Origin of the sequence: Nocardiopsis oceanisediminis (genome assembly GCF_048595525.1) — a bacterium.
In the GTDB taxonomy this organism is placed as follows: domain Bacteria; phylum Actinomycetota; class Actinomycetes; order Streptosporangiales; family Streptosporangiaceae; genus Nocardiopsis_A; species Nocardiopsis_A oceanisediminis.
The window spans coordinates 5400254-5418739 of the sequence record NZ_JAFMZJ010000001.1; the positions used below are offsets into that span (position 1 = coordinate 5400254).

Below are 18486 nucleotides of genomic sequence, written 5' to 3' on the forward strand. Positions count from 1 at the left end.
GGCGGTTGATAGGGCTGGAGAGGTCCCCGTCCGCTCCCGCGGCCGGCCCGGCCGCCGCCAGGAGGTGCGTCCCCGTGCCCGACATCCGGATCGGCGGAACCGTGATCGGCTGCGAGGACCGCGGGTCCGGCCCGGCGCTGCTGCTCCTGCCCGGCCTGGGCTTCGACCGCGCCCTCTGGGCCGCGCAGGTCGAGCGGTTCTCCGCGGACCACCGCGTGATAGCGCTCGACCCGCGCGGCGCGGGCGGCTCCTCCCCGCTGCGGGGGTGGCGGAACGTGCTGTCCCGGCAGGCCGCGGACATCGGCCCGGTGCTGGACCGCCTCGGGGTCGGGCGAGTCGTGGTCTGCGGGGTGAGCTACGGCGGCGTGCTGGCGCAGCGCTTCGCCCTCGACGCCCCCGACCGGGTGGCCGGGCTGGTCACCGTGGACTCCTTCGCCGGCACCCGGCCCCGCTCCCCCGCCGAGGCCGCCAACCTCGCCCTGCTCTACGCCACCGGCTGGCTGTGGCTCTTCCCCGGCCTGCTCCGCCCCGGGATCCGGCACCAGTACGCGCGGTGGCCGCACGCCCTGCGGCACCTGGAGGCCGGCCTGGCGCGGATGCGGCGGCTGGAGACCGTCAAGATCCGCTACGCCCTCAACCGCGTCGACCACCTGCCGGAGCTGCCCGCCCTCGGCTGCCCGGTGCTGGCCGTCGCCGGCGACTCCCCCTGGCTGGTGCCGATGTCGCGGCGGATCGCCGAGGCGGTGCCGGACGGCCGGCTCGCCGTGGTCGAGGACTCCTTCGACCCCTCCAACCTGTGCCGCCCGGAGGAGTTCGACCGGGTCCTCGCCGGCTTCCTCGACGGCATCGGATGGTGAGCCGGGCCGCGCTCCGATCCGCACCGTCCGGTCCCCGGCCCATGGCATGCTGCTGTCATGGCTTCCACCCCTGCCGCTCCGCTGACCCTCGTGGTCGGCGACGAGGAGCTCCTGGTCGACCGGGCCGTCGCCGCGCTGGTGGCGCAGGTGCGGGCGGAGGACCCCGAGGTGGACGTGCACGACCTGGTGCCGTCGCAGGTGAGCGCGGGCAAGCTCGCCGAGGTGGTCTCCCCGTCGCTGTTCGGCGAGCGCCGGGTGGTGGTGCTGCGCTCCTCCCAGGACCTGGTCAAGGACCTCGCCGCGGAGGTGACCGGCTACCTCAAGGACCCCGCCGACGACGTCTCGCTGGTGCTGGTGCACGCCGGCGGCGCCAAGGGCAAGGCGCTGCTGGAGGCGGCGAAGAAGGCCGGCGCGGCCAGGGTCGACTGCGCCAAGCCGACCAAGCCCGCCGAGCGGCTGCGCTTCATCAAGGACGAGTTCTCCCGCGCCGGCCGGCAGATCACCGCGGACGCCGCCCAGGGGCTGCTCGACGCGGTCGGCAACGACCTGCGGGAGATCGCGGCGGCCTGCACCCAGCTGATCGCCGACACCGAGGGCCGGGTGGACGCCGCGGCGGTCGCCCGGTACCACTCCGGCAAGGCGGAGGCCAGCGGCTTCACCGTCGCCGACCGCGCGGTGGAGGGCCGGCTGCCCGAGGCTCTGGAGCAGCTGCGCTGGTCGCTGTCGGTGGGGACCGCTCCGGTGCTGATCAACAGCGCGCTGGCCGGGGCGGTGCGCGGGCTCGCAGTGGCCGCCCAGCCGCCGCGCGGCGTCCCCGAGGCCGAACTGGCCAAGCGCGCCAAGGTGCCGCCGTGGAAGCTGAAGACCCTCCGCCAGCAGGCCCGCGGCTGGACCCCGCAGGGCGTCGCGCACGCCATGCGGATCATCGCCGAGACCGACGCGCTGATCAAGGGCGCCGGCCGCGACCCCGCCTATGCCCTGGAGCGGGCCGTCATCGAGATCGCCACCAACCGCGCCAAGCGCTGACCCGGCCGCGCGGGACGAGGGGATCCCCGCCGGCCCGCCCCGCGCCGATCGGGGCACCGCTCCGCCGGGCGCCCGCCCGGCCCGCGCACACCGGCCCCGCATCGGCGGCCCGACAGAGCCCCTCCGGCCGCGGCCGCGTCGCGGACCTGCTCGCGGCGGCGCGGAGATGCGGCCGGTCGCCCGGGAGGCGCCGGCCGCGTCCGGCTCCGGCGCCGCCTCCCCCGGACCGGTTTCCCGGCGGCGCGGGGTCAGCGGATGGTCTCGCCGCCGCGCCACACCCGGATGGTGTTCAGGCCGTAGGACCAGGCGAAGGCGCCCTCGTGGTCGGCGTCCCACTGGACGATGTCGGCGTAGCGCCCGGGGGCGAGGACCCCGACGTCGGTGCTGCCCAGGGCGAGCGCGCCGCCCGCGGTGGCGGCGCGCAGCGCCTCCAGCACGCTCATCCCGAACATGGAGACCGCCAGGGAGATGGCCAGCGGCAGCGAGGTCGCGCCGGACTGGCCCGGGTTGTGGTCGGTGCCCAGCGCGACCGGGACGCCGTGGTCGAGCAGGGCGCGGATCGGCGGCCGGCGCTGCTCCAGCAGCGAGGTGGTGGGGCAGGCGACCACCGGGGTGCCGGTCTTGGCCAGCGCGAGGACGTCGTCCTCGTCGGTGTCGTGCAGCAGGTCCACCGAGTCGCACTGCATGTCGGCGGCCATCCGGACGGCGCCGTGCCGCGGTTTGGCGCAGGCGTGCACGTGGGTGCGGAGGCCGGCGGTGCGGCCCGCGGCCAGCAGGCGCTGCGCGTCCTCGGCGGTGAACTGGTGGTTGTCGCAGTAGACGTCGACGCCCTCCGCGCCGGCCTGCGCGGCGTCGCCCAGCCAGGAGGCGACCGCCTCGACGTAGTCGTGCGGGCGGCCGAAGTACTCCGGCGGCACCGCGTGCGCGGCGAAGAAGGTGACGTGCAGCCGGGGCATGCCCGGCTCCTCCTCCAGCGAGCGGAGCAGCCGCACGTCGGCCAGCTCGCCGTCCCGGGTGAGGTGGTAGCCGGTCTTGGTCTCCACGGTGGTGCACCCGGAGAGCACCCAGCGCCGCAGCCGCTCGCGGACCGCGTTGCACAGGGTCCACGGGTCGGTCCCGCGGGTCACCGTGACGGTGGAGGCGACCCCGCCGCCCGCCCCGCTGATCTCGGCCATGGTGGCGCCGCCCGCGCGCATCGACACCTCGGCGTAGCGGTTGCCCGCGTAGACCGGGTGGCTGTGCGCGTCGATCAGACCCGGGGTCACCAGGCCTCCGCCGAGGTTGTCCACCTCGTCGACGTCGACGATGTCGTCGATCACCCCGGGCAGGCTCTGCGGGAGGTCGGCCGCGGCGCCGACCCAGGCGACCCGGTCGTCGCTCAGCAGCATCGCGGCGTTGCTGAGCAGGTCCGTCCCGGTCCACAGGCGGCCGATATTGGTGAGGAGTCGTACGGTCATCGTCTCGCCCCGGCCGGGGTCACGGCCGCGGGTGCGCGGCCGGCTCGGAAGGGCTCGACGGCAGGGCGTGCATAGGCGACCTCGATCTCAGCTGGTCCGGCCGGGAGGACGGCGGTGCGGCCTGGGGAGGCCGGCGGCGCAGGCGTGCCGCGCCGATGGTCGTAGAACCTAGTTCATCGGCTGGGGCGTGTACACCTCTGCCGCCGGTGGTCGGGCACCCGCGGGTCCCGGTCCGAAGGGGCACCCCCACGATAGGCCCAACGGCGGAGCCCCGTGCGGGGTTCCGCCGCCGCGCCGCGCCTCCGGCCGCTCCGGCGGGGAGGCCGCCGGGGCCTTCGCCGGGATCGCCACGTTTTCGCCGCGCCCCGGTGCCCGGCCGCTCCGCCGGGCGGAGCGGCCGGGCACCGGGGCGCTCTCTTCCGGGGCGTCCTCCGGCGCGCCGGTCCGGGCGGGCCCGGACCGGCGGGAAAAGGGGCGGGGCGGGCTCCGGGGCGCGTTCCCCGGTGCCCGCCCCGCCCGTGCGGCCGGCGGCCCGTTCCGCCGGTTCAGGCCCCCGCGTACGCCGCGAGCTTGCCGGCCAGCCGCTCGGGCACCCAGGCGTGCAGCGACGTGCCGTCCGCGGTGTGCTCCTCGGCGACGACGCGCCCCTCCTGGTGCACCCTGGAGACCAGGTCGCCCCGGTGGTAGGGGACGACCGCGCGGACCTCCCGGTCCAGCTCCGGCAGGGCCTCGGCGACCGCGGCGACCAGCTCGTCGATGCCCGCCCCGGTGCGCGCGGAGACCTCGACCGCGCCGGGCTCGCGGGTGCGCAGCGCCTTGACGGTGAGCTCGTCGGCCGCGTCGGTCTTGTTCAGCACCACCAGCTCCGGCACCTCTCCGGCGCCGATCTCGGCGAAGACCTCGCGGACCGCGGCGAGCTGGCTCTCCGGGTCGGCGTCGGAGGCGTCCACCACGTGCAGGATCAGGTCGGAGTCGGCGACCTCCTCCAGGGTGGAGCGGAACGCCTCGACCAGCTGGTGCGGCAGGTGCCGGACGAACCCGACGGTGTCGCTGAGGGTGAAGCCGCGGCCGTCGGGGGTTCGGGCCTGGCGCACGGCCGGGTCCAGGGTGGCGAACAGCGCGTCCTCCACCAGCACCCCGGCGCCGGTGAGCCGGTTGAGCAGGCTGGACTTGCCCGCGTTGGTGTAGCCGGCGATCGCCACCGCGGGCACCTCGCGGGTCCGGCGGCGGTCGCGCTTGACGTCGCGGGCGGTGACCATCTGGGCGAGCTGGCGGCGCAGCTTGGCCATCCGGGTGTTGATCCGGCGCCGGTCGGTCTCGATCTTGGTCTCGCCGGGGCCGCGCAGGCCCACGCCGCCGTTGCTGCCGGCGCGCCCGCCGGCCTGCCGGGACAGCGATCCGCCCCAGCCGCGCAGCCGCGGCAGCAGGTAGCTGAGCTGGGCCAGTTCGACCTGGGCCTTGCCCTCGCTGCTCCGCGCGTGCTGGGCGAAGATGTCCAGGATGAGGGCGGTGCGGTCGATCACCTTGACCTTGACCACGTCCTCCAGCTGCCGGAGCTGGCCGGGGGCCAGCTCGCCGTCGCAGATGACGGTGTCGGCGCCGGTGGCCTCCACGATGCCGTGCAGCTCCTCGGCCTTGCCGCGGCCGATGTAGGTGGCCGGGTCGGGCTTGGAGCGGCGCTGGGTGACGCCCTCCAGGACCGCCGCGCCGGCGGTCTCGGCGAGGTGCTTGAGCTCGATGAGCGAGTTGTCCGCGTCGGCCTGGGTGCCTCTGGTCCACACCCCGATCAGGACGACGCGCTCCAGCCGCAGCGAGCGGTACTCGACCTCGGTGACGTCGTCGAGCTCGGTGGAGAGGCCGGCCACCCGGCGCAGCGCGTGGCGCTCCTCCAGCTCGAGCTCGCCCTGCGCGGGCGCGCCCGCGGCGGTCTCGTCTTCACGGTCGATGTCGTGGTCGTGAGCAGTACGCAAATATCCCTCCAGCCAGGGCAACGCCCTGTCCGCACACGATGTTCCCGGGATCGTCGCACGGCACCGATCGGCGGGCATCAGGTTTTCACACCGCGCCCCGGAGCGGCCCCGCCGCAACCACAGACAGAACACACCGTTTCTGCCGTCTACCGAAGATCACGACGACCTTCACCGGAAAGAATCGATATCTTTACCGAGATCCAAAGGTTTTCCCTGGTGTGAGTGGCGCACAACATTGACCACCGGCCGAACCGAAGAGTAGCGTCATATTCCGCATTCCAAAACCAGCTTTCGCTTCGTGGAAGGTTTCTCATGGGCGCCACGACCGGGGTCGAGATCACCGGCCCCCTGCACGACCGGTACGACGAGATCCTCACCGATGACGCGCTCGCGCTCATCGCCGACCTGCACCGCCGTTTCGAGTCGCGCCGCCAGGAGCTGCTCGCCGCGCGCAAGGTCCGCCAGCAGAAGGTCGCCGAAGGCGCCGACCTGGACTTCCTGCCCGAGACCCGGGCCGTCCGCGAGGACCCCTCCTGGAAGGTCGCGCCGCCCGCCCCCGGCATCACCGACCGGCGGGTGGAGATCACCGGCCCCACCGACCGCAAGATGACCGTCAACGCCCTCAACTCCGGGGCGAAGGTCTGGCTGGCCGACTTCGAGGACGCCAACACCCCGCTGTGGGAGAACATGATCGGCGGCCAGCTCAACCTGCGCGACGCGCTGGACCGCGAGATCGACTTCACCTCCCCCCAGGGCAAGACCTACGCCCTGAAGGACGACGCGGAGCTGGCCACCATCGTCGTCCGGCCGCGCGGCTGGCACCTGGACGAGAAGCACATCCTGGTCGACGGCGAGCGCACCTCCGGCGGCATCGTCGACTTCGCGCTCTACTTCCTGCACTGCGCCCAGCGGCAGCTGGACAAGGGCAAGGGCCCCTACTTCTACCTGCCGAAGATGGAGAGCCACCTGGAGGCCCGCCTCTGGAACGACATCTTCGTCGTCGCCCAGGAGCGGCTCGGCATCCCGCGCGGCACCATCCGCGCCACGGTCCTCATCGAGACCATCCCGGCCGCGTTCGAGATGGAGGAAATCCTCTACGAGCTGCGCGAGCACTCCGCGGGCCTGAACGCCGGCCGCTGGGACTACCTGTTCAGCGTGATCAAGTACCACCGCACCCGCGGCCGCCGCTTCCTCCTCCCGGAGCGCAACGCGGTCACCATGACCGCGCCGTTCATGCGCGCCTACACCGAGCTCCTGGTCAGCACCTGCCACCGGCGCGGCGCGTTCGCCATCGGCGGCATGGCCGCGTTCATCCCCAGCCGCCGCGATCCCGAGGTCAACGAGCGCGCCCTGGCCAAGGTCCGCGACGACAAGTCCCGGGAGTCCGGCGACGGGTTCGACGGCTCCTGGGTCGCCCACCCCGACCTGGTCCCGGTGGCCAAGGAGGTCTTCGACGGCGTCCTGGGCGGCAGCCCGAACCAGATCGAGCGGCTCCGCGAGGACGTCTCGGTCAAGGCCGGCGACCTGCTCGCGGTGGACGCCACCGAGGGCGGCGTCACCGAGGCGGGCCTGCGCGGCAACATCAACGTGGCGCTGCAGTACCTCGCCGCGTGGATGGGCGGCAACGGCGCGGTGGCCATCCACAACCTGATGGAGGACGCCGCCACCGCCGAGATCTCCCGCTCGCAGATCTGGCAGTGGCTGCACAACGGCGTCACCCTGGACGACGGCCCGAAGGTCACCGCCGAGCTGGTCGAGCGGCTCATCGCCGAGGAGCTGCAGGCGATCCGCACCGCGCAGGGCGAGGCCTTCGACGCCGACCTCTTCGCCCAGGCCGAGGAGCTGTTCAAGGAGGTCGCGCTGGCCGACGACTACGCCGACTTCCTCACCCTTCCCGCTTACGAGCGGATGCCGTAACGTCGGGCCCAACGGCCCCGGCCGCGCGGGGCGGCACCCCCCGCGCGGCCGGGGGCACGGCCGTCTCGACGGATGTGGGGGAGGGCGGGTCCCGATGCCGGACGCCCCGACGCGGACCGACCCGGACCGGCTGCGGTCGCTCGTCCCGCGGCTGCGCGCGATCTGCGGTGAGGACGGGGTCGTCACCGACGCCTCGCGCCGCCGCACCTACGAGAGCGACGGGCTGACCTACCACGCCGAGGTCCCCGGCGTCGTGGTGCTTCCGGGCACCGCCGAGCAGGTCGCCGCCGTGCTGCGGCTCTGCTCGGAGGAAGGGGTGCCCTTCGTCCCCCGGGGAGCGGGGACCGGGCTCTCCGCCGGGGCCCTCCCCCGCGCCGACGGCGTCCTGGTGGTCACCTCCCGGATGCGCCGCATCATCGAGGTCGACATCGGCAACGAGTGCGCCGTCGTCGAACCGGGCGTCGCCAACCTCGACATCACCCGCGCCGCCGCCCCGCACGGCTACTACTACGCCCCCGACCCCTCCAGCCAGCAGGTCTGCTCGGTCGGCGGGAACATCGCGGAGAACTCCGGCGGCGCGCACTGCCTGAAGTACGGGTTCACCGTCAACCATGTCCTCGGCCTGGAGATCGCCACCCCCCGGGGCGAGCTGGTCCGGCTGGGCGGCAAGGCCCCCGAGGCCCCCGGGTACGACCTGCTGGGGGCCTTCATCGGCTCCGAGGGCACCCTCGGCATCGCCACCGAGGCCACCGTGCGGCTGCTGCGCGCCCCGGAGAAGGCCACCACGCTGCTCGCCGCGTTCGACACCGTGGACGCCGGCGGCGCCGCGGTCTCCTCGATCATCGCCGCCGGGGTGCTGCCCGCCGCGATCGAGATGATGGACGCGCTCGCGATCGAGGCCGCCGAGGCCGCGGTGGCCTGCGACTACCCGCCCGGCGCGGGCGCCGTGCTCATCGTCGAGCTGGACGGCCCCGCCTCCGACGTGGACGCCGACGCCGCCGAGGTCCGCCGGCTGTGCACCGGCTCCGGCGCGTTCGAGATCCGCGAGGCCAGCGGCGCCGCCGAGCGGGCCCGGATCTGGAAGGGCCGCAAGTCGGCGTTTGCCGCGGTCGGACGGATCAGCCCGGCCTACATCGTGCAGGACGGCGTGGTGCCGCGCACCGCGCTGGGCGAGGTGCTCGGCGCCATCGCCCGGCTCTCCGCGGAGTCGGGGATCCGGGTCGCCAACGTCTTCCACGCCGGCGACGGCAACCTGCACCCGCTGGTCCTCTTCGACGACGCCGAGCCCGGCGCGGGCGACCGCGCCGCCGAGGTCTCCGGTGCCATCCTGGACCTGTGCATCCGGCACGGCGGCTCGATCACCGGCGAGCACGGCGTCGGTGTGGACAAGGCCTGCCAGATGCCCCGCATGTTCGGCCCGGCCGACCTGGAGACCATGGACCTCTTCCGCGCCGCCCTGGACCCGGGCGGCACCGCCAACCCGGAGAAGCTGCTGCCCACCCCGCGCCTGTGCGGCGAGCGCCCGGGCGTGGTCAAGGGCGCCCACCCGCACCCCCTGGTCGCCGAGGGCAGGGCCGAGCTGTTCTGACCGGCCCGGCAGAGGAGGAAGGAGAGCCGATGCCCCGGACAGGCCCCGCACCGCGCCCCGCACCGCCCCGGCGGGCCCCGACTCCCCGAGGCGCCGCGCCCCTCCGCCACCGCCTCCCCGGCGCCCCCGCGCCCGCCCGCCGGCCCGCCGCCGGGTCCCCGCTCCCATGCCCGGCCGCACCGGATCCGCTGGGCACCGCCGCCTCCCGGTCCCTTCCGCCGAGGTGCGCGCTCCGCCTTCGAGCGGGCCGGGCGGAGGCAGCGGTGCCCGCCCGCCTCCGGCCGGCCCCGACCCGAGGCGCATACCCCGGCACCGGCCCCGAGCAGGGACCGCCGCGGAGCCCGCTGCGGTGGCGCGGCGGGACCGGGCGGCCCCGGCGCCTCCGCGGAGCGGAGGCGGCTCCGGAGCCGCGCTTCCCCGCCCGCCCCTCGCACCCCGCGCCCGGGCGGGCGGAGAAGAGCGGCGCCCCCGGACCGGGCGCCGGTCCGGCACGCGCACTGGAACAGTGTGAAGAAGAGAGGGATGCCGATGGCACCGGCAGGCGAACCGGCGGCGGAGGCCGCACCCGCGACCGCAGGTGACGCCGCCGCCGAACTCGGCGCCGGCGGCTGCGAGGTCCGCGCGGGCACCGGGCGCGACGCGGTCGGCGGCACCGTGCCGCGCTGGGTGGTGGCGCCGCCGGACGCCGGGGCGTGCGCGGCCGCGGTGGCCGCCGCGGCCCGGCTGGGGCTGGCGGTGGTGCCGCGCGGCGCCGGCACCAAGATCGACTGGGGTGCGCCGCCGGACCGCTGCGACGTGCTGCTGGACACCTCCGCGCTGGACGCCGTCGAGCACGCCGCCGGGGACCTGATCGCCACCGCCGGCGCCGGGACCCCGCTGGCCCAGCTGGCGTCGGAGCTGGCCGGGGCGGGGCAGCGGCTGCCGGTGGAGGAGGTCGTCCCGGGGTCGACGGTGGGCGGCGCGGTCGCCGCCGGGCTGTCCGGTCCGGGGCGGCTGCTGCACGGCCGGCTCCGCGACCTGATCATCGGCATGGAGTTCGTCCGCGCCGACGGGACGGCCGCCCGCTCCGGCGGCCGGGTGGTGAAGAACGTCGCCGGCTACGACCTGGCCAAGCTGCACACCGGCGCGCTGGGCACGCTGGGCGTCGTCACCTCGGTGACGTTCCGGCTGCGCCCGCTGCCGGCCGCGGTGCGGGTGGTCTCGGCGACCGCCGCGGACCCGGCCGGGCTCCGCGCCCGCGCCGCCGCCGTCGCCGCCTCACCGGTGGTCCCGGCCGCGGTGGAACTGGACGCTCCGGTCGGCGGGCCGCTCCGGCTGCACGTGCTGCTGGAGGGCCCGGCGGAGGGGATCGACGCGCGCGCCGAGCGCACCGCCGACCTGCTGGGCGCCGACAACACCGGCGACGCGGTGCCGCCCGGGTGGGGCGCCCTGCCCGGTTCCCCCGGGGACACCCTGCTGAAGGCGGTGCTGCCGCCGGCCCGGCTCGCCGAGGCCCTGGAGGCGCTCGCGGCGGGCGCCCGGGAGGCCGGCCTACCGGTTCCGGTGCGCGGCTCCGCAGGTTCGGGCGCGCTGTTCGCCGCGGTGCCCGCCGGGGCCGACCCGGCGGCGGCCGCCGCGCTGATCGGCTCGGTCCGCGCCGCCCTGGTCCGCGCCAGCGGCGGGCACGGCTCGCTGACGGTGCCGCACGCCGCTCCCGCGCTGCGCCGGCACGGGGTCGACCTGTGGGGCGAGGTGCCGGGACTGCCGCTGATGCGGGCGGTCAAGGACGCCTTCGACCCGCACCGCCTGCTCTCCCCCGGCCGCTTCGCCGGCGGGATCTGACCGCCCGCCGCACCGACCAACCGGAAGGATCCGACCGCCCGCCGGTCCCGGCGCCGCAGGCCCGAGGAACCCGCCCCGCCGACCCGGCGGCGGGCCCCGGTCCCCTGCCGCACCGGACCGGGAGGCCCGACCCGAACAGCCCGCCCCGCCCGATCCGCGAGGCGGGGCCCGACCGCCCGTCCGGCGGCCCCGGCACCGCCGCCGGCATCGAGGAGGACGCCCCATGACCGAGAGCGTGGACCAAGAGCGCGGTTTCTCCGAGCTGCTCGGCGATTGCGTGCACTGCGGCTTCTGCCTGCCCACCTGCCCCACCTACGTGCTGTGGGGCGAGGAGATGGACTCCCCGCGCGGCCGGATCCACCTGATGGGCCAGGCCGAGAAGGACGACGTGCTGACCGAGGCGGCCGTCGGCCACTTCGACAACTGCCTGGGCTGCCTGGCGTGCGTGACGGCCTGCCCCTCCGGGGTGGCCTACGACGCGCTGATCGAGACCACCCGGGCCCGGGTGGAGGAGCGGCACGAGCGCCCCCTCACCGAGCGGCTGCTCCGCTCGGCCGTCTTCGCCCTCTTCCCGTACCGGGACCGTCTGCGCCTGCTCCGCGGCCCGCTCCGCGCCTACCAGGCCAGCCGCCTGTCCGGACCGCTGCGCCGCTCCGGGCTGCTGGACCGGATCTCCCCCACCCTGGCCACCATGGAGCGGGTGGCCCCGCCGATCCGCGCCAAGGTGCCGGCCCTGCCGGAGCTGGTCCGGGCCCGCGGCGGGCTCCGCGCCCGGGTGGGCATGCTCACCGGGTGCGTGCAGGGCGCCTTCTTCCCCCAGGTCAACACGGCCACCGCCCGGGTACTGGCGAGCGAGGGCTGCGAGGTCGCCATCCCCCGCTCCCAGGGCTGCTGCGGCGCGCTCTCCGCGCACTCCGGCCGCGCCGCCGAGGCCGCCCGGCTGGCCGAGGCGACGGTGCGCACCTTCGCCCGGGCCGGGGTGGAGGCGGTGGTGGTCAACTCCGCGGGCTGCGGCGGCACGATGAAGCACTACGGCCGCCTGCTCCGCGAGGCGGGCGCCCCGGCGGCCCTGGTGCGCCGCGCCGAGGCGCTCTCCGAGCGGGTGGTCGACCTGTCGGAGTTCCTCGCCGACCTGGGCCCGCGCGCCGAGCGCCACCCGCTGCCGGTCCGCGCCGCCTACCACGATGCCTGCCACCTCTCGCACGGCCAGGGCATCACCGCCCAGCCCCGCGAGCTGCTCCGCGCGATCCCCGGCCTGGAGCTGGCCGAACTCCCCGAACCGGAGATCTGCTGCGGCTCCGCCGGCGTCTACAACCTGCTCAACCCGGAGCCCGCCCGCGACCTGGGCGACCGCAAGGCCGCGGGCGTCGCCGCCTCCGGCGCCGACCTCCTCATCGCCGGCAACCCCGGCTGCACCCTGCAGATCGCCTCGTCCCTGGAACGCACCGGCCGCCCGATCGCCGTCGCGCACACCGCCCAGGTCCTCGACGCCTCCCTCCGCGGGCTGGGCCCGGAGGCGCTGCTGGGCTAGTCCCGTCCCTGCTCCACCGGCTCTCCGCTCGGATCGGGGGAGGGCGCGCGGTGCAGGAGGTAGGCGCGGGAGGCCTTGCGGGTGGTGAAGACCGCCAGCAGGAGCGGCCAGCAGATGTGGAGGACCCAGGCGGGGTCCCTGCCGATGTTCCCGAGTGCGGAGAAGGTCCAGAACACGCACATGGCGATGAGCAGCCAGAAGACGACCGGGCCGCCGCGCGGGAGGAAGAGTGCGAGCAGGAGGGAGACGGCTCCGGGGGTCAGGATGAAGAGGAGGGTCGGCGCTATCGCAGCCGCGGAGGAGAACCCCGTGGAGAAGAGGTTGTTTCCGCCGCTGAGGAGGGAGACGCCGGTGAACGCGAACAGCAGGATGCGGGCGCCGGTCAGGCTTGTGGGGAAGGGCCCGCCCACGAAGGGCTTGACCACGGGGGGCTTGCTCACGGGGGAACGACCATCCGTTTCACGGTAGGGATGCACGGAACGGGCATCGGAGGCACATGGGCGGCGAGAGGGGGCCTCGGTTCCCAGGGCTCCATCGCTCGGATCCTGCCTGGCCGGCATTCATGACCAGAAAGGAGGTAAATGTCCGTTTCTAGGCACATGATGGTAATGGCGCCCGTACGAGGGAAACTCGAGAAGCGCGTTCCCGCACCGCCCGGCGCCGCTGGATCATTGATGGGAGTCGGGCGATGATCTTGGAGTTGCGGGGCCGTCAGAGGGCTCTGATGGCCCCGCAACGCCACGATCATCGGGGGAAGGAATCGGGTGTTCTTCTGCGCCCGCCGCCTTTTCCCATCACCCCGTCGACGATCTAGCCCTTCTTCAGGTAGCCGATGTCGGCGTAGTCGAGGGGGCGGAAGCCGGGGGCGCCGATGTTGGCCAGGTCGGTGCGGACGGCCATCAGCTGGGGGCGCTGGTAGAGGGGGAGGGTGTGGCCGGCCTCCCAGAGCAGGCGGTCGGCCTCGTTGACGGCGGCGGTGGCGGTCTCGGCGTCCGGGGCGGCCAGGGCCTCCTCCATGGCGGCGTCGATCTCCGGGGAGGAGATGCGGCCGACGTTGGAGCGCCAGTCGGGGTCGCCGGAGCCCTCCGCGCCGCCGGCCGGGGAGGCCCACTGCGGGAGGGAGGCGGAGACCGGGAAGTCGCCGCCGGTGTTGACGAAGGAGACCAGGTCGTAGTCGCCGGGCAGCACGTAGCGGGAGAAGAGCTCGTCGCCGCCGACCGGTTCGATCTCCACCGCGACGCCGATCTCCTCCAGCATGGCCTGGACCATCTCGGCCTCGCTCTGCGCCGGGGCGTGGCCGCGGGGGACCAGGTAGCGCAGGGTCAGGGGCTCGCCGTCCTTGGTGCGCGCCCCGCCGTCGCCGGCCTTCCAGCCCGCCTCGTCCAGCAGTTCGGCGGCGCGGCCGGTGTCCCGCTCGCCCCACTCGCCGCTGTTGTCGGTGTAGCCGGGCAGCCCCTCCAGCAGGAAGTGGTTGCCGAGCGGCTCGGCCGACCAGTCCACGCCCTCCAGGGCGGCGTCGGTGATGGCCTCGCGGTCGATGCCGAGGAAGAGCGCGTGGCGGACCCGGACGTCGGACAGGGCCGGGCTCTCCCCGTTGAGGGTGATGTGCCGGTAGTCCGGCCCCAGGGCGGTGCGCACCTCGCCGCCGTCGGCCGAGGAGGCCCGCTCGAAGGCGGCGGCGTCGATCGGCAGCCCGAAGGCGTCCACCCCGCCCTCCAGGAAGGAGGTGGTGAGCGCCTCGCCGTCCATCGCGCGGAAGACGATCCCGTCGAGCTTGGCCGGGTCGCCCCACCAGTCGTCCGAGCGCTCCAGCGTCACGGTCTGCCGCTTCGGGTCCATCCCGGCGAAGGCGAACGGGCCGGCGGTCAGCGGGACGTCCTCCAGGTACCCGCTGTCGAAGGACTCCGGGTCGCCGGCGTAGCGGGCCGGCAGCAGCGGGTCGAACAGCGACGGGTACTCCGAGAACGGCTCGTCGAAGGAGACGACGGCCTCGAACCGGTCGGCGCCGCGCTCCACCGAGGCGATCCGGTCGTAGCCGACCTCGCCGCGGACCTTGTACCCGTCGGCCCCGCCGGCCAGCGCCTCGGCGGTGGCCCGGTAGTCCTTCCAGGTGATCGGGGTGCCGTCGGACCAGTGCGCCTCGGGGTTGAGCTCCAGGGTGAGCACCTGTCCCCCGCCGTCGCGCCGCACGTCGGCGCCGAGCAGGTAGTCGGGGTCGGGGCGGGCGCCGCCGTCCGGGCCGGGTTCGAACGGCGCGGGCAGCAGGGCGTCCATCACCGTGTGCACCGTGGCCAGGTTGCCGTCGGCGTGGTGCGGGTTCCACTGGGCGGGGAACTCGTTGATGCCCCACTCCAGTGTGCCGCCGTCGGCCAGCTCGTCCCGGTCGGCGGCGTTGATGTCGGCGGCCTCCGCCGACGCCGCGGTCCGCTGCTCGTTCTGGGTTCCGCCGGTACAGGCGGAGGCCGCCAGGAGAACCGCGGACAGCACGACGAGACCTCCGCGAGCCCGTTCCTCGCGCACCTGGGCCCCCTCTCGGGAAGTGACCGGACAGCCGCCGGAACGAAAGCCACTATTGGAACAATCCGGGAATACTACTCTTCCCGTCCGGCCGGGGCGGCCGCTCTCCCCTGTTCAGGCCCTGACCCGGGGGTCCAGCACCACCCGGAGCGCGTCCGCGGCGAACCCCGCGACGGTCACGCAGAGTGCACCGAAGACGCACACCGCCGCGGCGGCGTTGGCGTCGCCGGCCTCGATCGCGTCGATCAGCATCTCCCCCGTCCCGTGCCTGCCGAAGACCTTCTCCACGAACACGGCCCCGGTGAACAGGGCCGCCGTGGTGTAGGCGAAATAGGCGGCGGTGGGCGCCAGGCAGGAGCGGAGCGCGTGCCCGCGCAGCGCCCGCCCCCGGCGCAGCCCCTTGGCCCGCGCGGTGCGGACATAGTCGGAGCGGACCTCGTCCGCCATCAGCGCGCGCTGGTACCGGCTGAACACCGCGGCCAGCGGCAGGGCCAGGGCCAGCGTGGGCAGGATCATATGGGCCAGCACCTCCCCCGGCGGCGCCCCGGCGTCCGGCTCGCCCACCGCGGGCAGCAGCACGCCGCCGGCGGACCGGTTCAGCGCGATCGCGAGCGTCTGCAGCACCAGCGCCACCACCACCGGCGGGACGGAGAGGAGCAGCGCCGCCCCCGCCGCGGCCGCGGTGTCCCACCGGCCGCCGCGGGCGCCCGCCCAGGCCCCCGCCGCGACGCCGCCGACCGCGCCGGCCACCGCCCCGGCGGCCAGCAGCCGCAGGCTGGCCCCGGCCCGCAGCGCCAGCTCCTCCGAGACGCTACGGCCGTCCCAGGTCCGCCCCAGGTCGCCGGTGAGGGCACCGGAGGCCCAGACCAGGTACCGCTCGGCCAGCGGAGCCCCGGGGTCGAGGTTGTTCTCCGCGAGCATCCGCGACACCGCCTCCGGCGGGGGCGGCGGGCTCATCGCCTGGTAGTTGCCGCGCGGGTCGAGCACCGCCGCGCAGAGCAGGTAGGCGCAACTGGAGGCGGCCACCAGCAGGCACACCCCTCCGACCAGCCGGCGCAGCAGGTACCCCGCCGCCGGGCTCACCCCGGTTGGACCTCGCCCTCGGCCACGATCACGGCCGGACCGCGCAGCCGGGCGCCCCGGGCGTCCAGGAAGACCGTGCACTCCCCGCCCGGCACCCGGACCCTCCAGGTGGCCGGGGTCCCCGCGGCGCCGGTGGCGGCGACCGCCGCCGCGACGATGCCGGTGCCGCAGGAGCGGGTCTCCCCGGAGCCGCGCTCGTAGACCCGCATGTCCAGGGTGCCCGGACCGGTCTCGGCGACCACCTCGACGTTGCCGCCCTCGGGGAACTCCGCCGGGTCCAGCTCGGGCGCCGCGCTCAGGTCGAAGCCGGCCACCGGCCGGTCCAGCACGCACGCCAGGTGCGGGTTGCCCACCGAGACGCGCATCCCGCGCACCTCCTCGCCGCCGGCCAGCCGGGCGGCGCCCGCGCCGAGCACCTCGGGGAGGCCCATGTCGACGGTGATGTCGCCGTCGGCCTCCACCTCGACCCGGCGCGCCCCGGCCCGGGTCCCGACGGTGATCGGCCCCCCGCCGGCCAGCCCCGCGTGGAGCAGGTAGCGGGCGAACACCCGCACCCCGTTGCCGCACATCTCGGCGATGCTGCCGTCGGCGTTGCGGTAGTCCATGAACCACTCGGCGTCCGCGGCGCCCCCGGTCACCGGCTCCCCCAGGGCCGCGGTCCGCACGACCCGCAGCACCCCGTCGCCGCCGATGCCGGCGCGCCGGTCGCACAGTCGCGCGACCTGGTCGGCGCTGAGGTCCAGCGCACCGTCGGGGTCCGGGAGAATCACGAAATCGTTCTCGGTTCCGTGGCCTTTGGCGAAACGCATGCGGCTCATCCTAAGCCGCCCGAACGGGGCCCGGGGCACGTCCGCGAGCACTGCTCCGGCGCTGCCAGACTGGAGGGATGGGCAGCGGTAGAACACACCCGGAACCGGGGAGAGGCGTCGTGGTCTCGGTGGTCGGCCCGACGGCGGCCGGCAAGTCCGACCTCGCCGTCGGCCTCGCGCTGAGGCTGCGGCCGGCCGAGATCGTCAACACCGACTCCATGCAGCTGTACCGCGGCATGGACATCGGCACCGCCAAGCTGCCCGAGGACGAGCGCCGCGGCGTCCCGCACCGCCTGCTGGACGTCTGGGACGTCACCGAGCCGGCCGACGTGGCGCGCTACCAGCGGCTGGCCCGCGGCCTGGTCGACGGGATGCTCGCCGCCGGGACCGCGCCGGTCCTGGTGGGAGGGTCGGGCCTGTACGTCCGCGCGGTCCTGGACGAACTGGAGTTCCCCGGCACCGACCCGGAGATCCGGGCCCGGTTGGAGGCCGAGCTCGCCGAGCGCGGCCCGGCCGCCCTGCACGCCCGGCTGGCCGGGTGCGACCCGGCCGCGGCGGAGGCGATCCTGCCGAGCAACGGGCGCCGCATCGTCCGCGCGCTGGAGGTGGTCGAGCTGACCGGCCGCCCGTTCACCGCGACCCTGCCCCGGCACGAGTCCCGCTACCCGTCCGTGCAGATCGGCCTGGAGGTCCCCCGCCCCGAGCTGGACGAGCGCATCGCCCGGCGGGTCGACCTGATGTGGGAGGCCGGGCTGGTCGAGGAGGTCCGCGAGCTGTGCCGGCACGGCCTGGCCGAGGGGCGGACCGCCCCCCGGGCCCTCGGCTACGCCCAGGTGCTGCGCTTCCTGGCCGGCGAGTGCGACGAGGAGGCCGCCCGCGAGGAGACCGTCCGCGCCACCCGCCGGTTCGCCCGCCGCCAGGAGTCCTGGTTCCGCCGCGACCCGCGGGTGCACTGGCTCCGCTACGACGACCCGGACCTGCTCGAACGGTCCCTGGAGCTGGTCGCCGCGGCGGCGCCCGGGGAGGCGGAGCCGGGGACGGGCGGAATCGAGGAGAGCGCCCGGAGAAGCCCGATGGACGCTTGACGCCCCCTTTACCCGGTTTTCCGGGGTGATGCGGCCCCTGCTCAGGGACAATCGCGCCATGACGACTTCCGTGGAGTACCCCTCCGGGGCGCCCGCCTGGCTGGACCTGACGGTCCCCGATGTCGGCCGCGCCGCCGGGTTCTACGGGGAGCTGCTCGGCTGGGAGTTCGACACCGGGCCCTACACCACCGCGCTGCTGGACGGGGAGCGGGTCGCCGGGCTGAGCGCCGCCGCGGACCCGGCCGGGCCGGCGTACTGGACCGCGCACCTGGCCACCCCGGACCTGGGCGGCTCCCTGGAGGCCGCCGCCGGGCTGGGCGGCCGGGTGCTCTCCGGCCCGGAGGACGTCGCCGGGCTGGGCACCCGCGCCGTCGTGCGGGAGCCGGCCGGGACGGAGTTCGCGCTGTGGCTGCGCGGCTCGCTGGGCGGCGCCGAGGCGTTCGGCGTTCCCGGCGCCCCGATCTGGGCCGAGGCGACCAGCGCCGACGTGCCGGCCACCGCGGACTTCCTGGTCCGGTTGTTCGGCTACGAGGCCGAGCGGATCGCCGACGCGGAGTACGTGACGCTGTACAGCGGAGGCTCCCCGGTGTGCGGCGTCTACGCGGGGGCGGCCGAGCGCACCGCCTCGGGCCGCGGCGCCTGGCTCTGCTACCTGGTGGTGCGGGACGCCGACCGGACCTCGGAGCGCGCGGTCGGGCTCGGCGGCGCGGTGCTCCGCCCGGCCGGCGCCTCCGGCTACGGCCGGTGGGCCCTGATCGCCGACCCGTTCGGCGCCCGGTTCGCCGCGATGGAGGTCCCGAACGGCGACTGACCGGATCGCGCGGG

At 75.5% G+C, this 18486-nt stretch carries 14 protein-coding genes; 8 read left to right on the forward strand and 6 right to left on the reverse strand.

The annotated features are described in order from the left end of the window. Window positions 1-74 precede the first annotated feature (74 nt). Window positions 75-857 carry an alpha/beta fold hydrolase gene (locus J0910_RS23575; protein ID WP_420160721.1) on the forward strand — a complete coding sequence of 261 codons (783 nt, stop codon included), beginning with the start codon at window positions 75-77 and terminating at the stop codon, window positions 855-857. A 57-nt stretch (window positions 858-914) separates the two neighbouring features. Continuing rightward, window positions 915-1883: a DNA polymerase III subunit delta gene (gene holA, locus J0910_RS23580; protein WP_420160722.1), complete on the forward strand. Its 969-nt coding sequence runs from the start codon at window positions 915-917 to the stop codon at window positions 1881-1883. A gap of 248 nt (window positions 1884-2131) precedes the next feature. On the opposite strand, the gene J0910_RS23585 is transcribed toward holA, so the two are convergent. Together J0910_RS23585 and hflX are read right to left on the reverse strand one after the other, a co-directional pair. Continuing rightward, window positions 2132-3340 (reverse strand): amidohydrolase family protein, encoded by a 1209-nt coding sequence (locus J0910_RS23585; protein ID WP_420160723.1) that lies wholly within the window; start codon window positions 3338-3340, stop codon window positions 2132-2134. A gap of 545 nt (window positions 3341-3885) precedes the next feature. Beyond that, a complete protein-coding gene (gene hflX / locus J0910_RS23590; RefSeq protein WP_420160724.1) occupies window positions 3886-5310 on the reverse strand; it encodes a GTPase HflX in 1425 nt (474 codons plus the stop codon). Between the two features lie 312 nt (window positions 5311-5622). Between hflX and aceB the strand changes: the two genes are divergently transcribed. The 4 genes from aceB (at window position 5623) to J0910_RS23610 (ending at window position 12167) form a co-directional block, all read left to right on the forward strand. Next, entirely contained in the window at window positions 5623-7227 is a 1605-nt protein-coding gene (gene aceB / locus J0910_RS23595; protein ID WP_420160725.1) for a malate synthase A, read from the forward strand. Between the two features lie 94 nt (window positions 7228-7321). Further along, window positions 7322-8815: an FAD-linked oxidase C-terminal domain-containing protein gene (locus tag J0910_RS23600; protein WP_420160726.1), complete on the forward strand. Its 1494-nt coding sequence runs from the start codon at window positions 7322-7324 to the stop codon at window positions 8813-8815. Between the two features lie 522 nt (window positions 8816-9337). Further along, window positions 9338-10636, forward strand: coding sequence for an FAD-binding oxidoreductase (locus J0910_RS23605; RefSeq protein ID WP_420160727.1), 1299 nt, complete (start codon window positions 9338-9340; stop codon window positions 10634-10636). Window positions 10637-10859: 223 nt separating this feature from the next. Beyond that, window positions 10860-12167: a (Fe-S)-binding protein gene (locus J0910_RS23610; protein WP_420160728.1), complete on the forward strand. Its 1308-nt coding sequence runs from the start codon at window positions 10860-10862 to the stop codon at window positions 12165-12167. On the opposite strand, the gene J0910_RS23615 is transcribed toward J0910_RS23610, so the two are convergent. The 4 genes from J0910_RS23615 to dapF all read right to left on the reverse strand — a co-directional run bounded on the left by J0910_RS23615 (window position 12164) and on the right by dapF (window position 16576). Beyond that, window positions 12164-12607 carry a hypothetical protein gene (locus J0910_RS23615; RefSeq protein ID WP_420160729.1) on the reverse strand — a complete coding sequence of 148 codons (444 nt, stop codon included), beginning with the start codon at window positions 12605-12607 and terminating at the stop codon, window positions 12164-12166. The two genes, J0910_RS23610 and J0910_RS23615, sit on opposite strands and share 4 nt — an antisense overlap. A gap of 370 nt (window positions 12608-12977) precedes the next feature. Continuing rightward, window positions 12978-14654, reverse strand: a complete 1677-nt coding sequence (locus J0910_RS23620; protein WP_420160730.1) for an ABC transporter family substrate-binding protein — start codon at window positions 14652-14654, stop codon at window positions 12978-12980. 144 nt (window positions 14655-14798) lie between these two features. Further along, window positions 14799-15767: an ABC transporter permease gene (locus J0910_RS23625; RefSeq protein WP_420160731.1), complete on the reverse strand. Its 969-nt coding sequence runs from the start codon at window positions 15765-15767 to the stop codon at window positions 14799-14801. Next, the gene (dapF, locus tag J0910_RS23630) at window positions 15764-16576 is read right to left on the reverse strand and encodes a diaminopimelate epimerase (RefSeq protein ID WP_420160732.1); all 813 of its coding nucleotides are present in this window, start codon (window positions 16574-16576) and stop codon (window positions 15764-15766) included. The genes J0910_RS23625 and dapF overlap by 4 nt, the downstream gene beginning before the upstream one ends. Before the next feature lie 77 nt (window positions 16577-16653). On the opposite strand from dapF, the gene miaA reads away from it, so the two are divergent. Further along, window positions 16654-17661 (forward strand): tRNA (adenosine(37)-N6)-dimethylallyltransferase MiaA, encoded by a 1008-nt coding sequence (gene miaA / locus J0910_RS23635; protein WP_420160733.1) that lies wholly within the window; start codon window positions 16654-16656, stop codon window positions 17659-17661. A gap of 58 nt (window positions 17662-17719) precedes the next feature. Then, a complete protein-coding gene (locus J0910_RS23640; protein ID WP_420160734.1) occupies window positions 17720-18472 on the forward strand; it encodes a VOC family protein in 753 nt (250 codons plus the stop codon). The last annotated feature ends 14 nt before the right edge of the window (window positions 18473-18486 follow it).

Excerpts from the sequence above, each read along its gene's own strand:
- holA (WP_420160722.1), top strand. The coding sequence starts at position 915 with ATGGCTTCCACCCCTGCCGCTCCGCTGACCCTCGTGGTCGGCGACGAG.
- J0910_RS23585 (WP_420160723.1), bottom strand. The coding sequence starts at position 3,340 with ATGACCGTACGACTCCTCACCAATATCGGCCGCCTGTGGACCGGGACG.
- aceB (WP_420160725.1), top strand. The coding sequence starts at position 5,623 with ATGGGCGCCACGACCGGGGTCGAGATCACCGGCCCCCTGCACGACCGG.
- J0910_RS23600 (WP_420160726.1), top strand. The coding sequence starts at position 7,322 with ATGCCGGACGCCCCGACGCGGACCGACCCGGACCGGCTGCGGTCGCTC.
- J0910_RS23605 (WP_420160727.1), top strand. The coding sequence starts at position 9,338 with ATGCCGATGGCACCGGCAGGCGAACCGGCGGCGGAGGCCGCACCCGCG.
- J0910_RS23610 (WP_420160728.1), top strand. The coding sequence starts at position 10,860 with ATGACCGAGAGCGTGGACCAAGAGCGCGGTTTCTCCGAGCTGCTCGGC.
- dapF (WP_420160732.1), bottom strand. The coding sequence starts at position 16,576 with ATGCGTTTCGCCAAAGGCCACGGAACCGAGAACGATTTCGTGATTCTC.
- miaA (WP_420160733.1), top strand. The coding sequence starts at position 16,654 with ATGGGCAGCGGTAGAACACACCCGGAACCGGGGAGAGGCGTCGTGGTC.
- J0910_RS23640 (WP_420160734.1), top strand. The coding sequence starts at position 17,720 with ATGACGACTTCCGTGGAGTACCCCTCCGGGGCGCCCGCCTGGCTGGAC.